The sequence below is a fragment of the Paraglaciecola sp. genome, assembly GCF_039943935.1.
Taxonomy (GTDB): domain Bacteria; phylum Pseudomonadota; class Gammaproteobacteria; order Enterobacterales; family Alteromonadaceae; genus Paraglaciecola.
This window is the reverse complement of sequence record NZ_JBDUZQ010000013.1, coordinates 107988-129453: the sequence shown is the minus strand read 5'-3', so window position 1 is coordinate 129453 and position 21466 is coordinate 107988. Positions and strand designations below refer to the sequence as shown.

General features: G+C 39.4%; 20 protein-coding genes. 4 read left to right on the top strand and 16 right to left on the bottom strand.

The window, feature by feature from the left end; translation table 11 throughout:
- Position 1: 1 nt before the first annotated feature.
- The 13 genes from lpxA to rpsB all read right to left on the bottom strand — a co-directional run bounded on the left by lpxA (position 2) and on the right by rpsB (position 12873).
- A complete protein-coding gene (gene lpxA, locus ABJD71_RS07970) occupies positions 2-769 on the bottom strand; it encodes an acyl-ACP--UDP-N-acetylglucosamine O-acyltransferase (protein WP_348167142.1) in 768 nt (255 codons plus the stop codon).
- 3 nt (positions 770-772) lie between these two features.
- On the bottom strand, positions 773-1219 hold the full coding sequence (gene fabZ, locus ABJD71_RS07965; protein ID WP_133470616.1) for a 3-hydroxyacyl-ACP dehydratase FabZ: 447 nt from the start codon (positions 1217-1219) through the stop codon (positions 773-775).
- A gap of 35 nt (positions 1220-1254) precedes the next feature.
- Positions 1255-2292, bottom strand: a complete 1038-nt coding sequence (gene lpxD, locus ABJD71_RS07960; protein WP_348167139.1) for a UDP-3-O-(3-hydroxymyristoyl)glucosamine N-acyltransferase — start codon at positions 2290-2292, stop codon at positions 1255-1257.
- A 42-nt stretch (positions 2293-2334) separates the two neighbouring features.
- Positions 2335-2850, bottom strand: a complete 516-nt coding sequence (locus ABJD71_RS07955) for an OmpH family outer membrane protein (RefSeq protein WP_348167136.1) — start codon at positions 2848-2850, stop codon at positions 2335-2337.
- A 43-nt stretch (positions 2851-2893) separates the two neighbouring features.
- Positions 2894-5371, bottom strand: a complete 2478-nt coding sequence (bamA, locus tag ABJD71_RS07950; RefSeq protein ID WP_348167133.1) for an outer membrane protein assembly factor BamA — start codon at positions 5369-5371, stop codon at positions 2894-2896.
- A gap of 63 nt (positions 5372-5434) precedes the next feature.
- On the bottom strand, positions 5435-6787 hold the full coding sequence (gene rseP, locus ABJD71_RS07945) for a sigma E protease regulator RseP (RefSeq protein ID WP_348167130.1): 1353 nt from the start codon (positions 6785-6787) through the stop codon (positions 5435-5437).
- Positions 6780-7991: a 1-deoxy-D-xylulose-5-phosphate reductoisomerase gene (ispC, locus tag ABJD71_RS07940; RefSeq protein ID WP_348167568.1), complete on the bottom strand. Its 1212-nt coding sequence runs from the start codon at positions 7989-7991 to the stop codon at positions 6780-6782. The genes rseP and ispC overlap by 8 nt, the downstream gene beginning before the upstream one ends.
- An 11-nt stretch (positions 7992-8002) precedes the next feature.
- A complete protein-coding gene (locus ABJD71_RS07935; RefSeq protein ID WP_348167127.1) occupies positions 8003-8866 on the bottom strand; it encodes a phosphatidate cytidylyltransferase in 864 nt (287 codons plus the stop codon).
- Between the two features lie 34 nt (positions 8867-8900).
- Positions 8901-9644 carry a polyprenyl diphosphate synthase gene (uppS, locus tag ABJD71_RS07930; protein WP_348167124.1) on the bottom strand — a complete coding sequence of 248 codons (744 nt, stop codon included), beginning with the start codon at positions 9642-9644 and terminating at the stop codon, positions 8901-8903.
- Between the two features lie 19 nt (positions 9645-9663).
- Positions 9664-10221 carry a ribosome recycling factor gene (gene frr / locus ABJD71_RS07925; RefSeq protein WP_348167121.1) on the bottom strand — a complete coding sequence of 186 codons (558 nt, stop codon included), beginning with the start codon at positions 10219-10221 and terminating at the stop codon, positions 9664-9666.
- A gap of 27 nt (positions 10222-10248) precedes the next feature.
- Entirely contained in the window at positions 10249-10977 is a 729-nt protein-coding gene (pyrH, locus tag ABJD71_RS07920) for a UMP kinase (protein WP_348167118.1), read from the bottom strand.
- A gap of 164 nt (positions 10978-11141) precedes the next feature.
- Positions 11142-12014: a translation elongation factor Ts gene (gene tsf / locus ABJD71_RS07915; RefSeq protein WP_348167115.1), complete on the bottom strand. Its 873-nt coding sequence runs from the start codon at positions 12012-12014 to the stop codon at positions 11142-11144.
- 127 nt (positions 12015-12141) lie between these two features.
- The gene (gene rpsB, locus ABJD71_RS07910) at positions 12142-12873 is read right to left on the bottom strand and encodes a 30S ribosomal protein S2 (RefSeq protein ID WP_348167113.1); all 732 of its coding nucleotides are present in this window, start codon (positions 12871-12873) and stop codon (positions 12142-12144) included.
- A 329-nt stretch (positions 12874-13202) separates the two neighbouring features.
- Here rpsB and map point away from each other — a divergent pair, with 329 nt between their 5' ends.
- The 3 genes from map to ABJD71_RS07895 all read left to right on the top strand — a co-directional run bounded on the left by map (position 13203) and on the right by ABJD71_RS07895 (position 18520).
- Positions 13203-13994 (top strand): type I methionyl aminopeptidase, encoded by a 792-nt coding sequence (map, locus tag ABJD71_RS07905; protein WP_348167110.1) that lies wholly within the window; start codon positions 13203-13205, stop codon positions 13992-13994.
- A gap of 53 nt (positions 13995-14047) precedes the next feature.
- Positions 14048-16666, top strand: a complete 2619-nt coding sequence (gene glnD / locus ABJD71_RS07900; protein ID WP_348167107.1) for a [protein-PII] uridylyltransferase — start codon at positions 14048-14050, stop codon at positions 16664-16666.
- A 141-nt stretch (positions 16667-16807) separates the two neighbouring features.
- Positions 16808-18520 carry a lysophospholipid acyltransferase family protein gene (locus tag ABJD71_RS07895; RefSeq protein WP_348167104.1) on the top strand — a complete coding sequence of 571 codons (1713 nt, stop codon included), beginning with the start codon at positions 16808-16810 and terminating at the stop codon, positions 18518-18520.
- 1 nt (position 18521) lies between these two features.
- Here ABJD71_RS07895 and ABJD71_RS07890 read toward each other — a convergent pair whose 3' ends face one another.
- Complete coding sequence (locus ABJD71_RS07890) at positions 18522-19676, bottom strand: acyltransferase family protein (RefSeq protein ID WP_348167102.1); 1155 nt, start codon at positions 19674-19676, stop codon at positions 18522-18524.
- Positions 19677-19796: 120 nt separating this feature from the next.
- On the opposite strand from ABJD71_RS07890, the gene ABJD71_RS07885 reads away from it, so the two are divergent.
- Positions 19797-20642, top strand: coding sequence for a LytTR family DNA-binding domain-containing protein (locus ABJD71_RS07885; RefSeq protein ID WP_348167099.1), 846 nt, complete (start codon positions 19797-19799; stop codon positions 20640-20642).
- Between the two features lie 40 nt (positions 20643-20682).
- Here ABJD71_RS07885 and ABJD71_RS07880 read toward each other — a convergent pair whose 3' ends face one another.
- Both ABJD71_RS07880 and fdx read right to left on the bottom strand, forming a co-directional pair.
- Positions 20683-20973 (bottom strand): YebG family protein, encoded by a 291-nt coding sequence (locus tag ABJD71_RS07880; RefSeq protein ID WP_348111217.1) that lies wholly within the window; start codon positions 20971-20973, stop codon positions 20683-20685.
- 139 nt (positions 20974-21112) lie between these two features.
- Complete coding sequence (gene fdx, locus ABJD71_RS07875; RefSeq protein WP_348111218.1) at positions 21113-21451, bottom strand: ISC system 2Fe-2S type ferredoxin; 339 nt, start codon at positions 21449-21451, stop codon at positions 21113-21115.
- Positions 21452-21466 lie beyond the last annotated feature (15 nt).

The following is a 21466-nucleotide window of genomic DNA, read 5'->3' as shown; positions in this document are numbered from 1 at the left end:
CTTAGCGCGCAATACCTCGAGTGGAGCTAGCAACAAAGTCAGCCATCTGCTTGATTTCAGGTAACTCTCCAGGCATTTCTTGTAATAACTTTACCGCGTCTTCAGCTCTATGCCCTTGGCGATATATAATTTTATAGGCACGTTTAATTTGCATGATAGTTTTGCTATCGAAGCCCCTGCGCTTTAACCCTTCTGCATTTATGGTTCTTGGAGTACTGTCATTACCTAACATTACAAAAGGTGGTACATCAGCTAGTATTATGGCTCCACCACCTACAAAGCTATGGTCGCCAATTCTGCAAAACTGATGAGAAGCCGTAGCCCCTCCCATTATCACCCAGTCTCCAATATGCACATGCCCTGCTAAAATAGCGCTAGTTGCCAAAATACTATTACTACCAATTGAGCAGTCGTGCGCTACATGAACGTAGCACATCAGTAAATTATTAGAGCCTATTGTAGTCACACTATTGTCTTGTACTGTACCCCGGTGAATTGTCACCGACTCACGTATAATGTTGTTGTCACCTATGATTAGTTCAGTTAGCTCACCAGCATATTTTTTATCTTGGCAATCTTCACCTATGGAGGAAAATTGATAAAAGTGGTTACCTTTACCGATAGTCGTCTTACCCTTAACCACCACATGTGATTCAAGCACAGTATTGTCACCTATGCAGACATTTTCATCGATAAAACAATAAGGTCCGATACTGACATTATTGCCCAGTTCTACAGAAGGATGAATAATAGCCGTTGAATGAATCACTTTTTACAGTTTCCTCATAGCACACATAAATTCAGCTTCACACGCTGCCACTCCGTCTACACTTGCAATACCACGGAATTTCCAAATACCACGACGTTCCTTAATTAGCTCAACGCGCATATCTAAACGGTCACCTGGAACAACGGGGGTTTTAAAACGGGCCTTATCCACACCTGCGTATAAATATAGGTCATCACTGTTACCTTGAGTTTTAAACCCTAGTACACCAGCAACTTGCGCTAAGGCTTCAAGTATCATCACGCCGGGGAAAATAGGTTTACCTGGAAAGTGTCCAGTAAAACAAGGTTCATTAAACGTAATGTTTTTATAGGCATCAATGGATTCATTGATTGTATAATCTGTCACTCTATCTACTAATAGAAAAGGATAACGGTGGGGTAACAACTCCATGATCTCTTCTACTGCAAGAGTGTTTAAACTATTAGCCAAAGGGGTTTCTCCTAAACTCACTATTGGGTAGTTTTCTAACTACCTTGTTGGGATTTTTCTAACGTTTTAACACGCTGATTGAGAGTGGTAATATTTCTAAGTGCAACCATATTTTTACGCCATTCTTTATTTGCGGCGGCTGGTATACCTGAAGAATAAACACCAGGTTCTGAAATACTTTTAGTGACCATACTCATGCCAGTAAAAACAACGCCATCACATATATTAATGTGGCCGTTTATTCCTACTAATCCAGCCATGCTACAATTTTTTCCTATTACAGTACTACCTGCAATAACAGAACAAGCTGCCATTGCCGTGTTTTCACCTATTTCAACGTTATGGGCAATTTGACATTGATTATCAATAATTACTCCATCAGCTAAAATTGTATTATCTATGGCGCCACGGTCAATAGTAGTGCTCGCACCAATTTCAACTCTATCACCAATTATAACACTGCCTAATTGAGGGATTTTGATCCACTTACCATTTTCATTAGCATAACCAAACCCATCGCTGCCAATGACTGTATTTGCTTGAACCAAGCAATCTGTACCAATCACAACATTATGATAAATACTGACGTTAGCCCATAATTTTGTGTTCGCACCTAATTGAGCGTTTTTACCAATAAAGCATCCAGGACCAACTTGAACGTTGTCGCCTAGTTCAGCCCCAGCTTCTATGACAGCATTCGCCGCAACTTTCACATTTTCACCAAGTGCAACATCAGCTGCAATAACTGCATGAGGTGATATTTCATGGGCTGCTGCGGGTGTGGTATCTAACAATTGCGCTGCTTTTGCAAACCCTATGTAAGGATTATTCATAACAAGCGCTGAACGTGAACAATGAGAAAGTTCATCGGGATGCAATATAATAGCCTGAGCCATCGAATCCTGAAGCTGACTACGATACTTGCTATTCGATAAAAATGAAATCTGACCATTACCTGCGCTGACTAATGTAGACAGGCCGGTAATTGGAGTATTTTGAGTATCGTTATTCGCTAGATGCAGTTCTGCACCAATGTGATTGGCTAACTCTATTAAACTAACTGAATGGCTCAAAACACCTCCCTTTTCATTAAATACAATAATTAACTAATTACCTTAGTTAACTTTACTGACCTGTTCTAATACTAACTTAGAAATATCGTGGTCAGGATTAATAAAAGCAACTGAGTTAGCATTCAAGATAACATCATACTTTTCTTTTGCTGCAACGGCATCAACACCTTGCTTAATAAGACCAAGTAACTTGTTTTGTTCTTCTTGAAGACGTTGCTGAATTTCTTGCTGAAGAGGTTGAGCTTTAGCCGTATATTCGCCACGAAGTGCGATAATTTTTTCTTCGAGCTCTTTCTTCTCAGCCGCACTCATAGTAGCTGCATCACGCTGATTTTTTTCAAGATAGTATTTAATATCTTTTTCTAAACGACTTACTTCTTCAGTTTTATCTTTAAATTCAACAGCAATAGCTTCTTGAATATTTGCAGCTTGAGGCATGTTCTGAAAGATACCTTGAACATTAACCGCTCCAATTTTTTGCTCTGCAAAAACAGCTGAACTTGTCATGACTGTTGTTAATAAAGCACCCGCTATTAAACTCTTAGTAAATGTTTTCAAAAGAAACTCCTGTCTTATAGTGATTGACTAAGCAACCAAAAAATTAAAATGTTTGACCAATATTAAAGGTAAAGAATTTTGAATCATCACCTTCACGTTCTTTAATAGCTTTGGAAAAGCTAAACACCATAGGCCCCATAGGTGATAACCATTGTACAGAGATCCCGCTTGAAGCTCTATAAAGGAATGGGTCACTATAATCTAATAATGGGTCATCACTAAAGCGAGTGTCCAGCGTTAAGTCTCTGTATGCATCGTAATCAAATTCTGTGTCCCATACGTTACCGACATCAACAAATAAACTGGTACGTACGGAGTTATCGAAGTCAACCTCAACAAATGGTGTAGGTACAATTAGTTCGATCCCCCCCAATACCATGGCATTACCACCTAAAGAACGAGAAGAAATAGCAACGGTATCACTTGAGCTATCCCCTAATATGTCATTACCGTTAGGATCCACAACCGCTACTGATGGTGTAACTTGTAACCCGCGAGGGCCAACTGTGTTATTTTCAAACCCTCTTAGAGAATCTGAACCACCCGCTGTGAAATGTTGTGTAAAAGGTAATATTTGGTCTACACCTCCAGCGTCACCATAACCATTACCATAGCCCGCTTTTAATCTTGCTAATACAGACCAACGTTGATTACGTGAAAGAGGGAAATACCACTTACCATCAATCTCAGTTTTAAAATAATTTACATCTGAATTAGGTGTAGTAACACCAAAAGATGCACGTTGTGATGAACCAGCAGTTGGGAATACACCTCGGTTTAAGGTTGAACGTGACCACGCTACGGAAGCTAAAAAGCTATCATAATTAATTGCAGAGTCTGGATTTTCGTCATCAACAAACTGGTCATTAAAACGCGTGGTCTGAACATAAGATTGGCGTTGAAATAACTCTACATTGCTATAGGTCAGTCCAAAATTTATACGGTTAAATTGATCAATTGGGTAACCGACATTAGCACCTAAAGAGTACTGTTTACTATTATATTGAATTAGGTTTGCTGAACTACCATCAAATTCACTATAAGACACTGAACCTCCTAAACTAATACCATCAATAGTAAAGAAAGGGTCTGTGTATGAAAGCTGAATGCTTTTCTGGTAAGACACTGTACTTATGTTAAACGCTATACGCTTACCTGTGCCTAAAAAATTGTCTTGTTGAATGCCGGCATTTAAACTCAATTTTGTACGGTCGCCGTAACCTATGCCTGCATTGAAAGCGCCAGATGGTTGTTCTTTTACAGCAAAGTTTACGTCAACTTTGTCTTCTTCACCTGGTAAACGCACGGTCTCAAAATCTACGGTTTCCATATAAGTCAAACGTGACAAACTATTTTTTGATGACTCTAAAGTCGCGTTTGACAACCATGCACCTTCCATTTGAGAAACAGATTGGCGTAACACCTCATCTGCGGTACTGGTATTACCGGCAAAGTTAATACGGCGAACGTAAATACGTTTACCCGGGTCAACAGATAACACCAACTTTACAGTTTTGTCTTCATCATTAATATCAGGGATAGTGGTAACAGTAGGGTAAGCATAGCCATATCTCCCTAAATACTTACTAATAAACTCTTCAGTATAAGTCACTTCTGCTTGATTATACATTTCACCTTTTCTCAATGGTAAAACAGCGTTTATATAATCTTCGTGCCCCAGTAAATCACCAATTAATTCAATATCAGAAATAGTGTATTGTTCACCCTCTTCCACATTTAGAGTGACATAAATACCAGTTTTATCTGGCGTCATAGTTACTTGAGTTGAATCAATATTAAAACGTATATACCCCCTATCCTTATAGTAACTAGTAATGGTTTCCATATCACCGGTAAGGGTTTGTTTCTGGTAACGAGTCTCGGATAAGAAGTCCCACCAAGCCGTATCAAATTTTAGCTCTATCGGCTCAAGTAGCTCACTATCAGTAAATGTTTCATTACCCACAACATTAATCTGTTGAATTTTTGCCGAATCACCTTCTTCAAACAACAGTTTTAGGTCAACGCGATTTCGAGGTAAAGGAGTGATAATAGCCGTTACATCAGCATTATATTTACCAATACTATAGAAAAAGTCCTTTAAGCCATTTTCTATAGAGGTTAATACTGTTCTGTCTAATGGCTCACCAATTAAGATATTGGCATCATTTAAGCTTTCTTGAAGTTGCTCATCTTTAATATCGTCATTATCTTCAAACACAATATTGCTAATAGTAGGGCGCTCTTTAACGCGTACAATCAATGAATTACCATCTCGTAAAATTTCAATATTTTCGAAATGCGTTGAAGAGTACATAGACCGAATAAGCTGTGAAACCCTAAAGCTATTCATTTCATCGCCCACATTAATGGGTAAGTAGGTGAGTGCAGCACCTAAAGCAACACGTTGTAATCCTTCTATTTTAATGTCTTCGACTACAAATTCACTACCAGGGGCAGCTTTTGCAACGCTAGTAATGGATAATATTAATCCGGCAACAACTAACTGTATAAACTTCATTTATTAGTATTCTTCCTAAACGCACAATAACAAAACGTGCTTGGCCTAACTGACCGATAAAAATTATAAACGCGCAATATCATTAAAGATTGCGATGCTCATTAATAGCAGTAGCAATATGCCACCCACTTTAAACCCTATTTCTTGTACTGACTCCGGAACAGGACGACCACTAAAAAGTTCGATAACGAAATACAGTAGATGTCCCCCGTCTAGAACAGGTAAAGGCAAAAGGTTAATTATGCCTAAATTCACACTAATTAGCGCTAAAAATCCTAAAAAGTATACCAACCCGGAACTTGCGCTCATCCCAGCACCTTGTGCAATAGCAATAGGACCGCTTAAGTTCTTTACTGAAACATCCCCCGTAAGCAATTTACCTAACATTTCGACACTTAGAGTCATCATACGCCAAGTTTTGTCCATAGCTTTGGCTAAGGCCTCAACAACACCATATTGATGTGTAAACAACATTCCTTCCGGCCAAGCTTCAAATGTAGGGGTAAGCCCCATATACCCTTTGACTGTTCCTTCAACTTTTATTTGACCTATTGAGCCATCTAGCCGAACAATTTTCTCGTTTCTCAGAACATCAACCTTAACAAATTGATTTGCTCTAGATGAAACATATCCCACTATTTGTTCCCAATTATCCATAGTAGTTCCATCTAAACGTATAATTTTATCATTTGGACGCAAACCAATAGCATCGGCGGCAGAGTCTGGCTGAACTAAACCTATTATTCTTGACACCTCAGGACGAAATGGAACTAGGCCTAAACTCGCAACCGGAGATCCTTTATCTGGATCAAACTGCCAGGCTTGAATATTAATAACTGCTGAGCGTTCAATCACATGATTAGCTTCTGTCCACTTGATATTCATTACATCTTTACCGATATGTGAAATCAATTCATAATTCACATCTTCCCAGTCGGCTACTTTACGATCCCCGACTTGAGTAATAATTGCGTTTTTAGACATGTTACTTTGACTGAAAATGCTTTCCGTCTTAATATCTGCAACCACAGGTTTAACTGTTTCTAAGCCGATCAGATACATGATAAATAAAGCCAATATTGCAAACAAAAAGTTCACTATTGGACCTGCAGCAACAATGGCAATTCGCTTTAAAACATGCTTCTGATTAAAGGCATGAGGCAAGTCTTCTTCTGCGACTACATCAACTCTCTCATCCAGCATTTTAACATAGCCACCAAGGGGAATTGCAGCAACAACGTACTCTGTACCTAGCTTATCCGTTCTTTTCCAAAGCGCTTTGCCAAACCCAATAGAAAACCTTTCAACTTTAACACCACAACGCCGAGCGACCCAAAAATGTCCCCACTCGTGTACCGCGACAAGAATACCTAATGCAATAACAAAGCTTGCTACTGTCCATAAAAAATCAAACATTTTTAGCGCCTACCATTCCAGTAGTTTTAATTCTTTTTATAATGTTGCAGGTCACTGCCCTAGCCTGCTGATCGCATGCAATAACATCATCGACACTTGTAAGTTTGTGTGAAGAAATTTGTTGCAAACACTCGTCATTTGCTTCGGCTATTTGCGTAAAACCTATTTCTCCGTTAAGAAACTTAGCGACAGATACTTCATTTGCGGCATTGAGGCTAGTCGTTGCATACTGACCAGCATTGCTAGCTTGTATAGCAAGCTCCAAATTCGGATAACGTGCTTGGCTTGGTTCGGTAAAACTGAAGTCAGCAAGCTTCTTAAAGTCTAGGGCTGCCACACCAGATTGAATTCTTTGAGGGTATGCCAAAGCATGAGCAATAGGGGTTCGCATATCTGGGTTACCCATCTGAGCCAGTACAGAACCATCAACATATTGCACCATAGAATGGATAATACTTTGAGGGTGTAAAACCACCTGAATATCTTTTGACTGCAACCCGAACAACCAACGAGCCTCTATAAACTCTAACCCTTTATTCATCATAGTCGCTGAGTCAACAGATATTTTACGCCCCATGTTCCAATTAGGGTGAGCACAAGCTTGCTCAGGTCCCATATGTTGAAGTTCATCTAAAGGTGTAGATAAAAAAGGGCCGCCAGAGCCGGTCAATATGATGTTACTAATACCAGAGCCTTCTAGATCTCCATAAGTAAAATCAGTCGGTAAGCATTGAAATATTGCATTATGCTCACTATCAATCGGTAACAGTTGGGCATTATTTTTGTTTGCAGTTTGAATGAATAAGTCACCAGACATGACTAACGATTCTTTATTGGCTAGTAGAACCTTTTTTCCAGCCTTTGCAGCAGCTAGAGTGGGCAATAAGCCTGCAGCGCCTACAATAGCAGCCATGACCACATCGACCTCAGCATCACTGGATACTTGCTCTAAGGCATCGCAACCTGCGAGCACTTCACAATTTAATGCGTTTTTTGAAAATACGTCTTTAACATGTAGCAATAACTTAGGGTCGCTAACTACAACGTATTCAGGTTGACATAGTTGAGCTTGTTGTAACAAAAGATCAATATTTCTATTTGCAGTTAACGCAAATACTTTAAACATGTCAGGGTGTCTTAAAATAACGTCGATAGTGCTTTGTCCTATCGAGCCCGTAGCACCTAAAATAGTAACCTTTTGAATAGCTTGAGCCATTAAGCCATCCATACTACGTAACAAAAAGCAAAAATAGGAAAAGCAGCGGTTAAGCTATCAATTCTATCCATTATTCCACCGTGCCCCGGCAACAAAGTGCCACTGTCTTTAATACCAGCACACCGTTTAAACATACTTTCATTTAAGTCGCCTAATGCAGAAACACCGACTGTTAATGCACCAATAACCACATGTAACCAAATACGAGAAGGATCGACTTGATAATGCAATGCTGCAAAGGCAATGATCGCAGTTGATGCAAAAACGCCCCCCATCAAACCTTCGTAGGTTTTACCAGGAGAGACTCTTGGACGTAGTTTATGCTTTCCAAATTTAACGCCAACAAAGAAAGCACCAATATCAGCAGCCCATACAATACCTAACACGTAAAAAATTAAAGAAGCACCATAAAATGGATCAACGTCATATAAGCTAGTTCTTAAAGAAACCACTGCAACCCAAGTTGGAATTAGTGTAAAGAAACCAAAAATTCCTCTTAAAACCTTACTGCAATACCATAGCGAACTGAACTTTGGATAGGCCAGTATCATGAAAAATGAAATAGCCCACCAAATTGCGGCAGCACCCAAAATGTAAATGTATAAATCGTTAAGTTGCCCTTGATACCAAATAAGATCCGCAGGCAAAAGTATAGACAATACAACACATACAGACGCAACTAATATTCCATATGCATACTTAGACATAGTTCGGGTAATGCCTGACATACTTGACCATTCCCACGCACCAAGACCTATAATTGCAGCAATAACTAGTTGGAAACTAAATACAGGCAAAAATAGAATGGCACACAGTGCCAAGGGCGCTAAAATAAGTGCAGTAATAATTCGTTGTTTTAACATTTCCCCGCCTTAAGCCTTAATATTGAAAGACTTGTCATTCACTAACCTGCTCGCCAGTTTTACCGAAGCGTCTTTGACGTTCGTTGAACGTATTAACAGCAGATTGGAAAGCATCTTCATTAAAATCAGGCCAAAAATCCTCGGAAAAATATAATTCCGCATAAGCAATTTGCCACAATAGAAAATTGCTTATTCTTTGCTCACCGCCAGTACGGATCAATAAATCAACTTCGGGTATACTACTAGTACTAGTAAATTGATTAAAAGCGCTTTCATTAATATCATCCAAACTCAGCTCGCCTGCTTGGACACTTTGAACAAGACATTTGGCAGCATTAACGACATCCCAACGACCGCCATAATTTGCAGCAATATTTAAAGTTAAGGCATCATTTTTGGCAGTTAATTCTTCAGCCTGTCGAATTTTTTCAACAAGTTTGCTATCGAAACGACTGGTATCGCCAATTACCCTTAATCTCACGTTATTCTTATGTAGTTTTTTAACCTCGCTACCGAGAACCATTTTAAAAAGTTCCATGAGCACCCCAACCTCTTCCTCAGGTCGGTTCCAGTTTTCACTACTAAACGCAAATAAAGTAAGGAAATTAATGCCATTTTTAAGAGAATAAGAAACCGATGCTCTTACCGCTTTTACGCCGGCTTTATGGCCAAAGGTGCGGATTTTTCCTTTACTTTTTGCCCAACGACCATTGCCGTCCATAATAATGGCAACATGCTTAGGGATAATAATTGAATTTGATAAATTAGATGTATTCATGAAATAGAAAAAGGCCCAGTTAAACTTCCATTAGGTCTTTTTCTTTAGCTGATAAGATTTCATCAACTTGTTTAACAAACATATCTGTCAGTTTTTGAATAGCCTCTTCACCACGACGACTGTCATCTTCACCGATTTCTTTCTCTTTTAATAGCTCTTTGATATCACCGTTAGCATCACGGCGGATATTACGGATCGCTACTTTACCTTGCTCAGCTTCACCGCGAACCACTCGAATTAGGTCTTTACGACGCTCCTCTGTAAGTGCAGGCATAGGTATGCGCATAACCGCTCCGGCACTCATAGGGTTAAGTCCCAAATCTGACTGCATAATCGCTTTTTCTACAGCTTGTGCTGCACTTTGATCAAACACGGTTAATGCTAAGGTACGAGCATCTTCTGCAACAATATTAGCTAACTGTTTTAGCGGAGTCGGTGCGCCATAATAAGGCACCATAATGCTATCAAGTAGACTAGGATGAGCACGGCCAGTTCTAATCTTAGACAGTTGTCCTTTTAAAGAGACAATACTTTTTTCCATACGCTGACGCGCATCATCGTTAATTTCATCAATCACGGTAGTATTCCTATTGTTGCTATTGTTTTATGAATGACAGATCACTGTGCCTACATCTTCGCCCATCACTACGGCTTTCAAACAGCCTGGGGTATTCATATTAAATACGCGAATAGGGACATTGTGGTCTCTGGCAAGGGTAAATGCAGCCAAATCCATTACTTTCAATTCTTTATCTAAAACCTCATCGTAAGAAAGAGTTTTATATAATTGCGCATCTGGATTAGTGGCTGGATCAGAATCATAGACACCATCTACTTTAGTTCCTTTAAGAACTGCGTCGGCTTCAATTTCAATACCTCGCAAACAAGCAGCAGAGTCAGTGGTAAAGAATGGGTTACCGGTACCTGCTGAGAAAATCACAACACGGCCAGACTTTAGCAAGCTAATAGCTTCTGCCCAGTTATATGAGTCACATACCCCATTTAAAGGAAATGCTGACATCAAACGAGCATTTACGAATGCTCTATGTAATGCATCACGCATCGCTAAACCATTCATAACGGTTGCAAGCATTCCCATATGGTCGCCAACAACTCGATTCATTCCTGCTTTAGCCAAACCTTCGCCACGGAATAAGTTTCCGCCACCAATAACTAAACCAACCTCAATTCCCAACTCTACAATTTCTTTAATTTCTAGCGCCATGCGCTCTAGTACTTTGGGGTCAATACCAAAGCCTTCGTCCCCCATTAGGGCTTCACCACTCAATTTTAATAATATTCTGCGATAAGTAGATTTAGGTGCGACACTCATAGATGGTATTTCCTTAATATGAAAAAGACGGAGATCTCTTTGGGTTGCGAACCCTTTTTACTACATATAAAAAAGCACCTCAAAGTGAGGTGCCAGTATTATACCCAAACAACTTTAAAATGCATGTTTCAGCATAAATAAAAATTGTTTTGAAGATTATCTGCTTACTTTTTAGCTGCTGCCATTTGTGCGGCTACTTCAGCGGCGAAGTCTTCTTCTTTCTTCTCGATACCTTCACCTACTTCAAAACGTACGAAGTTGATTACATCAGCACCTTTAGATTTAAGTAAATCACCAACAGAAGTTGAAGGATCTTTAACAAACGGTTGACCTGTTAAGCTGATTTCGCCAGTGAACTTCTTCATACGGCCAAGAACCATTTTTTCTGCAATTTCAGCAGGCTTACCAGATTTCATGGCTATATCTAACTGAATTTCTTTCTCTTTTGCAACAACTTCTGCTGCAACATCTTCAGGCTTAACAAATTGAGGGTTAGATGCTGCAACATGCATTGCAATATCTTTTGCCAATTCTTCATCACCACCTTGTAAGATAGCTATAACACCAATACGTGCACCGTGTACGTATGCACCAAGGTTGTCGCCTTCAACAGTAATCACACGACGTGGGCTGATGTTCTCACCAATTTTAGCAACTAGAGTGTCACGGGCTTCGCTTACTTTAACGCCGTCAATTTCAGCATTGTTTAATGTGTCCATGTCACTAATCTTATTTGCTGACGCGACATCGATTAGTTTTTGTCCAAAGGCTACAAAACCATCATCACGAGCAACGAAATCAGTTTCACTATTTAATTCGATCATAGTCGCTACACCAGGAGCAACTTTAGTCAAAATAACACCTTCAGCAGCAATACGACCTGCTTTTTTAGCTGCTTTAGCTTGACCATTTTTACGCATGTTCTCGATTGCTAGCTCGATATCACCATCGGTTTCAACCAATGCTTTTTTACAATCAAGCATGCCAGCGGCTGTACGCTCACGCAATTCTTTAACTAGGGCTGCAGTAACTGCCATTTTTGTTTCCTCAGCAATATAATTTAACTTTAAACATCTATGAAAACAGGGGCGTCCGCCCCCGTTTGTTTTTATTCCATTAGGCAACCATTTATGGTTACCACAGTGCATTCATTTAATCGACTAATTACTCAGCCGCTTCTACGAATTCACCTTTTTCAGCTTGCGCTTCAACTGTTTGCTCACGACCTTCAATTACAGCGTCAGCAGCAGCGTTCAAATAAAGTTGAACAGCACGAATCGCATCATCATTACCAGGAACGATGTAATCAACACCATCTGGATTTGAGTTAGTATCAACGATTGAAACAACAGGAATACCTAAGTTTTTTGCTTCAGTGATAGCGATATGCTCGTGATCAGCATCAACTACGAATAAAACATCAGGTAAGCCACCCATGTTTTTAATTCCACCAAGACTTGTTTCAAGCTTAGTCATTTCACGTTGAAGCATTAATACTTCTTTTTTAGTCAATTTTTCGAACGTTCCGTCTTGGCTTTGTTGCTCAAGATCTTTTAAACGTTTGATTGACTGACGAACTGTCTTCCAGTTAGTTAACATACCGCCTAACCAGCGTTTGTTAACATAAAATTGATCGCATTTGTCTGCAGCTTCTTTAACTGCATCACTTGCGGCACGTTTAGTACCAACAAAAAGAATTTTACCTTTCTTAGCTGCAACGCCACCAACAAAGCTTAGAGCTTCATTGAATAAAGGTACTGTTTTTTCTAAGTTGATGATATGAACTTTATTACGTGCACCAAAGATGAAAGGCTTCATTTTTGGGTTCCAGTAACGAGTTTGGTGTCCGAAGTGTACGCCTGCTTGAAGCATGTCGCGCATAGATACATTTGCCATTATATAGATTCCTCAATATGGGGTTAGGCCTCCATACATCCCAGATTTCGATCTCCTAGGTTTACCCTAGAAAGACACCCCGAAATATGTGTCGATGTATGTGTGTTATTTACGCTAGAAAACCTAGCTACTTCGCGATAATTTGAAGATATAATTGTCTTCATTAATTTCAGCGGTGCGCTTTATATCATGACTTTTTCATGGATTCAAGCTTTAGGTTAAAAAGCCTCAATTTAAGTGCAAAAACCTTAAAATTATGCTCTAGCTAGAATCAATCCAAAAAGTTACAATAGCCCTCAGAATAATTTGAATGAATTAGGGTCTACGTTTTGTCAGGTACTATTAAAACCGCTGAAGAAATTGAAAAAATGCGAGTAGCAGGTCGCCTTGCTGCTGACGTGCTGCAAATGATTGGGCCACATGTTAAAAAAGGCGTGACTACAAACGAGTTAAATCAGATCTGCCACGATTATATTGTGAACGAACAAAAATGTATTCCAGCGCCCTTGAACTATGGTCAGCCACCGTTTCCTAAATCTATTTGTACTTCTGTTAACCATGTAATTTGCCATGGCATTCCAGCGGATAAAAAGCTCAAAGAAGGTGATTCAGTTAATATTGATGTTACCGTTATAAAAGATGGTTACCATGGTGATACATCTAAGATGTTTGTTGTAGGTAAGCCGTCGATACTAACAGAACGCTTAATTAGGGTGACCCAAGAGTCATTGTATATTGGTATTAAAATGGTTAAACCAGGCGCACGCCTGGGTGATATTGGCCATGCGATTCAACAATATGCCGAAAGCCATGATTATTCGATTGTACGGGAATATTGTGGTCATGGAATTGGTGCTAACTTTCATGAAGACCCTCAAGTAGTTCATTACGGTAAACCTAATACCGGGGAAACCCTTGAAGCAGGCATGTGCTTTACCATTGAACCAATGGTAAATGCGGGCAAACGTTTCTCCAAAATTTTACCTGACCAATGGACAGTAGTGACAAAAGACCGAAGCCTAAGCGCCCAGTGGGAACACACTTTGTTAGTGACTGAAAATGGCGTAGAAATACTAACTCTTCGTGATGACGAAGAAATAGACCGAGTCATTAGTAATTAATAATTTAAAAAAAGATTAGTTAAATAAAAACAGTCCTTTGCAAGGGGTCGGAATTGTCACTACAAAATTTGTTAGACGAAATAAAATCAATCAATAACATTGATAATATTGCCTCCTGCAAAGGGTTAATCAGTAAGAGCTATGAGTGGCTTAGCAGCGAGGAAATAAGCACTGCTAAAGTTAACGGTCTAGTGCTGGGTAGAGCAACATTTATTGATGCTCTATTAGATCATATTTGGCAGTTAATGGATCTATCCTCACAAAAACATATAAGTCTTGTGGCCGTTGGGGGATATGGTCGTGGCCAGTTGCAACCCTATTCGGATATCGACCTACTCATATTAAGTAAAAAAACACTGTCAGTAAGTCAGCAAGAAAAAATCGGCTCGTTTATTACTTTTCTGTGGGATATTGGTTTAGATATAGGTCAATCTGTTCGAACCATCAAAGAAACGGTTCTACAAGCAAAACAAGATGTCACCATTGCCACTAATTTAGTTGAGGCACGTTTATTAACAGGCAGTGGAGAAACCTTTGAAGCTCTACTACAAAAACTTCAGAGTAGAAGTTATTGGAGCAGCAAGGATTTTTTCTTAGCCAAGTACCAAGAGCAAAAACAACGACACGCCAAGTTTAAAGATTCATCTTATAATCTTGAACCTAATGTTAAAGAAAGCCCTGGCTGCTTACGAGATATTCAATCTATTGGGTGGGTAGCAAAAAAGCACTTTAATGCCATTGATGGTAAAGAGTTAGTCAAGCATGGTTATTTTACCCCTGAAGAATTTTCTGAATTAATTGAATGCCGTGAAAACTTATGGAGGATTCGCTTTGCCCTTCATCTTGTAGCTGGGAGAAGTGAAAACCGGTTATTATTTGACTACCAAACCGACGTTGCTACGCGTTTAGGGTATGGAAACGAAGGTAAAGCCTCTGTAGAACGTATGATGAAGTCTTTTTTTAGGACTGTCAGACGCATTAGTGAATTAAACGAGATGTTGCTTCAACGGTTTGGGCAAGACGTACTCGCTTTAAAAGTAAAGCAAGGTGTTAACGTAAATCGAGATTTTGAATTACTAGATGGCTTAATTGCCCCTGAACATGAGAATGTTTTTGCCTCGCCAGAAGATATCCTACGATTTTTGTTACTGGTCGCCAGTACCCCTGAAATAAAAGGATTACATTCAAGTTGTTTACAGCAAATAAGGCAAGCAAGGAGAACCTTTAGCAAACAATACTATGTGGAAAAAGATACATGTAGGACACTCTTCTTAGAATTGGTAAGACACCCTAATTTCTTTGGGCTTGGCTGGGATATCATGCATAAGCACGGCATACTGCAAGCCTATATTCCTGAGTGGGATAACATTGTAGGTATGATGCAGTTTGATTTATTCCATGCTTATACGGTAGATGAACACACCCACAGATTAGTAAAGAACATTCATGATTACAGTGCACCCGGAAATAAAGACTTTCCTCGGTGTGGCAATATAGTGAAGAACCTCAGTAAACCAGATTTACTTTTTATCGCTGCTATCTTTCATGATATAGGTAAAGGCCGTAATGGTGATCACTCGAAACTAGGCGCGGTAGATGTTAAAAAATTCTGTAGCACTCATGGCTTAAGTGAGAAAGATTCAGAGTTAATTCGTTGGTTAGTAGAAAGCCACTTGCTTATGTCTGTTGTTGCTCAAAGAAGAGATATATATGACCCACAAGTGATTAATGAGTTTGCACAAGCAGTACGCACCCATAACAATTTGAATCACTTATATGTTTTAACCTTAGCAGATATTAGAGCGACAAATGATAACCTCTGGAATGATTGGAAAGCATCACTACTAAGAGAGCTTTATTTACTAACTCAAAAAGCGTTAGACAATGGGCTTGAGTGTAAAGTCGCGTTGCAAGACAGGATCAACGAGCACCAAGCTATAGCCCTCGAATCATTGCTATCAAACGGCATGAACAGCACGCAAATATCCCAATTCTGGCAAAGATTAAGCGATGATTATTTTGCTCGCTTTAAACCAGAGCAAATTGCTTGGCATGCTAATGTTATTCTAGCGTCCCATCCTATGACAGACGACTTTTTATTAGTAGGCACCAGCGCAGGAACCTCCAAAGCCGGAGCAGAGTTAATAGTATATGGAAAAGACCGAGCAAGAATGTTTGCACAAATCGCTTCAGTGTTAGACAGCAGAAATTGCTCTATTCGAGACGCACAAATTATGCGTACTCATGATGGGTACATATTTGATAGTTTCATTATTCAAGAACAAAATGGTGACCGCATCACATCGACTTCTCGTCTAACAAGTCTTAAAGAAGCGGTTGAAACACAGCTTAACAAACCTGGGGTTCAGCATACTAATAAACGCAAAATGTCTAGACAAATGAAGCAACTAGATGTACCGACTAAAGTTCGCTTTTACACGAGTAAAACGAATACATCTATTGTAGAGCTTGAAGCTCTTGATGCCCCCGGACTTCTAGCTACCATTACAGAGCAATTTATAGAATTAAAGTATAAATTGCATCAAGCTAAAATAACCACCATTGGTGAAAGGGCTGAAGACTTATTTATTATTAGCAATGAGCATAACCAGCCATTAACCCATGCTGAACAAGTTCAGCTGAAAAATGCCTTAAGAGAAGCTCTAGACTAACAACAAACTGACCTTCGCCCAGTAATGAATCAGGGCGAAAATAGTAATTTATGTCACAAAATGTCCATTACTCTAGCGCTAAACTGTCACATTTAATGAATACCCTTTGTTCAAGTTAGTAATTAAGTTGACACGTGACCCATGTTTTCTGTTTCTGATGTGCTTGAAAAGCACTACCCACAAGTAGCCAATAAACCTATCCTATCAAAAACCCTAACGTTTGTGCTTAGACGCTTACTTCATGAACGTGAAATGCAGGAGTTTGGGCAAGCCTACCCCCACTATCAAGGTTTAGATTTCGTTGAACAGGTGTTGGAGTATTTTAATATTAGTTACTCCACGCGGGACGTAGAAAAAGAGCGCATTCCCAACCAAGGTAAACTTGTTATTATTGCCAATCACCCCATAGGCTCATTAGATGCGTTAGCTCTAATTAAATTAGTGAGTGAAATTAGACAAGATATAAAAGTTGTGGCCAACCAAATGTTAATGGCACTTGAGCCTCTGCACTCCATGCTATTACCTGTAAATAATATGAGTGGCGGCACAGCGAGAGAGCACATTCAAAACATTCAAGCTCACTTACAAACCGAAGGCGTCGTAATTGTGTTTCCCGCCGGTGAAGTATCACGATTAAGGCCCCAAGGAATTCGCGATACCCGTTGGCAAAGTGGCTTTTTACGCATGGCTAAACAAGCTAAATCTCATATACTCCCCGTGTTTATAGACGCTAAAAATTCACGTCTATTTTACGGTTTATCCATGATTTACAAACCGTTAGCTAGCATGTTGCTAGTCAAAGAAATGTTTAAACATAAACGCCATCATTTACCCATGCGTATTGGTGAGTTAATACCCTTTGAATCTTATAACAACAGTAAGATAAGCCGTAACCAACATATATCTCTATTTAAAAAGCACTTATACAAAATTGGGCAGGGTAAAACAGGGGTCTTTAAAACACAGAGGGCGATCGCTCCCGCTGAAAACCGAGCCAAGTTGTACCTTAGCTTAAAGCAAGATTGCCAGCGCTTGGGAGTCACCAAAGATGGCAAAATAATATTTTTGTATCAGCACAAAGGTAGCTCTCCTATTATGCGAGAAATTGGCCGGTTACGGGAAGTATCCTTTAGGGCAGTAGGAGAAGGCACAGACAAGCGTCGAGACATAGACATGTTCGACTCACACTATTATCACCTAATACTCTGGGACCAAGAAGATTTAGAAATTGCAGGAGCTTATCGTTTTGGACCAGCCAAAAAAATTATAGATAACCAAGGTATTAAAGGTTTGTACTCAGCTAGTTTATTTAATTATACCCCAGAAATGGGACAATACTTCGAGCAAGGATTGGAGCTAGGTAGAAGTTTTGTACAACCCAAATATTGGGGAAAACGTAGCTTAGACTATTTATGGTTTGGCTTAGGGGCCTTCATACAACATCACCCAGAGTTTCGGTATTTATTTGGAGCCGTGAGTTTAAGTGATAATTATCCTAAAGCATCAAAGGACTTATTGGTAAAGTTTTACAGCTTATATTTTGGCTCAGAAACAAAAGTAGCCCACGCCCAAATTCCCTACCTACTGCCACAAGACTTGCAACATAGCTTTAGCGGTGAAGACTACAAAGCAGACTTTACTCGACTTAAACATTTACTGGCTAACATGGGCATGGCCGTCCCTACCCTTTACAAACAATATACTGAAACCTATCAAAACGGTGGCGTACATTTTATCGACTTCAATATAGACCCAGACTTTAACCACTGTGTAGATGGTTTGGTCATTGCCGATCTAGATACTTTGAAACCTAAAAAACGGGCCAGATATATGCCCGAGCAATCACATCATTAAATTACTTCAAACCAAAAAAAGGCTTTAATACTTTGCTGCGATTTATCAACTCATAACCTAAATAACAACATAAGGCAGTTGATACAATAAGTAATGGTGCTTCAACCCACGCAGGTATAGCCCAAAACGCTAGGTTTGCTGCAAAAACGATGATCACACTTTGATGCAGAATGTAACAAGGTAGAATGGCTCGGTTTATTTTTTTCAGAAAGCGGTTAGAAAATTGTAAGTACCGCCCTGCATAGCCCACAATGGCTAAAATCCATAACCAATGGTTTGTCACGAATACACTTCCATAAAATAATCTCACCCAGTTCGAACTGGTATATAAATCAGCCAAAGGTTGAAACATTTGATGCCTATCCATGATGATGAATACGTAACACATAAAGGCAACAATTAGTAACCCTCTGCGACACTCAATAAGCCTCTGCCACAATACAGGGAACTTATCTAAAGCAAACCCCACTACAAACACCCAAAAGTACTTACCATGGCTATACCAGTCGTTAAATAAATCATGGGTTACCGGATAATTAGGTCGTAAATAAGACCAAATCCCTAACATCACCAATATCAAAACTGCCAACGCACACTTACCATTTATAGATTGTAACAAGCGATAACTTAACACCTGAGTTATCCAAGGAGATATGGCTAATAAAATCAGGCTGTAACACCATAGGTAGGGTAGAAACCACAAATGATTCCAGGTTAATAAACCTATAGGGCCATGGTGGTCAGACAGAAACTCACTATTTGGATTAATATAATGCAACCAAAAATCCCAGTAACCTGGCTCTAACAAATCTTGGGTTAACCCTTCGTAGTAAACTTGAGGCGCAACAATCACAAACATGCCAAAAATTAACGGTAGAAGCAGTCGAGAACTGCGCTCTTTAAATATCGCCCAACGACTTAGTTTATTGGCAACCAAAGAGGTGACTAGCCCCGATATAAAAAACAACAGTGACATTCGCCACTGGTTACTCCACACCATCACATCTTGTAGCCAAACACTTTGTTCAGCACTTTTAATATGCCAGCCCCAATCAAACACGTAGTACATGCCTACGTGATAAAAAATAAGAAGCAAAAAGACTAAGCACCGAAGCCAGTCAATGTCATATCGTCTTACATGTATTTCTTGAGTCATGATAATCTCTGAGGTTAAATGAACCTACTCATCTTGGATCATCAATAAAAAGTAAAACACCACAAAATGCTTGTCTGACTGGTACTAGGGACAAGTGGTGGATAACTGGGGTAAACATTAGTGACAATATTTGAACGTTTTGATAAACATAAAAATAAGTATTTATTTTTATTCGTTGCCACTTATCAGTTAATCAACAACACCATAAATGCTAGCTCAGACTGGATGGAAACTACCCGAGACGGCAGTCCAGAATTCAGCATTATTGAACCCTTTATTTGGGAGTACTCTAGCGCCATTAGTACCCTGATGTTACTGCCTTTAGTGGTGATATTTTGGCAACGAACCCCCTTGTTGTTCACCCATCTAAAAACGCAACTTGTTAAACATATATTGGTAGCGTCAAGCTTTTCGGCACTCCACGTATGCATTATGGTTTGGCTACGTGAATTCTCATATTGGCTAATGAATAGCAACTATGACTTTGGCCCTATATTTAGAGAGTTTTTATATGAATACCGTAAAGACGTGTGGGGGTATGTGTTTTTCTTTGGTTTGTATCAAGTTTATAGATTTGTTTATAGCCGTCTAAAGGGTGAAGCCAACTTAATCGGTGCTGAATCTGAACAAACTGTTGAGACCCCTGCGCACCTGTTAGTTAAAAAATTAGACAGAGAATTTCTTGTGAAAGTAGCAGACATAGAGTGGTTAGAGGCGGCGGGAAACTACGTAAACTTACATAGCACCGGACGCATTTACCCAATTCGCACAACCTTTGCAGACCTAACAAAACGCCTCAAAGATAAAGGCTTTTACCGAACCCACCGCAGCTATGCCGTTAACATAAATGCTATAGACAACATAAGTTACCAACCAAGTGGCGATGGAAAAATTCAATTAAAAAATGGTCATACCATCACATTATCAAGGCGCTACAAAGACGAGTTCAAACAACAATTTGAATAACCCTCAATATTACTACTCATATTCAAACTTAATTAAAAAACTAGGCTTTCTTCTTATCAATCTCTACTACTTCAGCTTTTTCTTCAGTCAACAATGTATCTGCAGCAGTGCCTTTTAACAGCTTGCCGAGAGAGTCTTTATTTTTTGATAACATAATAGATAATTCTTCTAATACCTTGGCCTCAATTTTGAAACCTTTGCCTTCAATGTACTCACTTAAGTTATCGGCAACGTCTAACATCTTGTCGTATTGATCAGCTGCTTTTTTATCTGTGCTCACAAACTTCTCCACCCCTTTGTGTTCTACTACATAACGTGTAATAACGGCCATAACTTTTATCTCCTATGCAATCAATGAAATAAGCTTAACATAACAACTGTATATAAAAACAGTTTAATTTAAATTACCCATAAAAAAACCAGCAAAATGCTGGTTGTATTTAATACAAGTTTTTAAAAGATTAAAAGCCTTAGTGGCCTTCACTCACCTGATTCACTGTATATTTAGGGATCTCAACGACTAAATCTTCGTCTTTAATAATAGCTTGGCAGCCTAATCTAGATTCAGGCTCTAACCCCCAGGCTTTATCAAGCATGTCTTCTTCTAGCTCATCACCTTCTTCTAAAGAGTCAAAGCCTTCACGGATCACCACGTGACAAGTAGTACAAGCACATACTTTTTCGCACGCATGCTCAATACCAATACCGTTTTTTAGGGCCAAATCTAAAACAGAAGTGCCTTTCTCGCCTTCTAATACTGCGCCATCTGGGCACAATTCATCATGTGGTAAAAAGATTACTTGTGGCATAACTTGCTTCCTAAC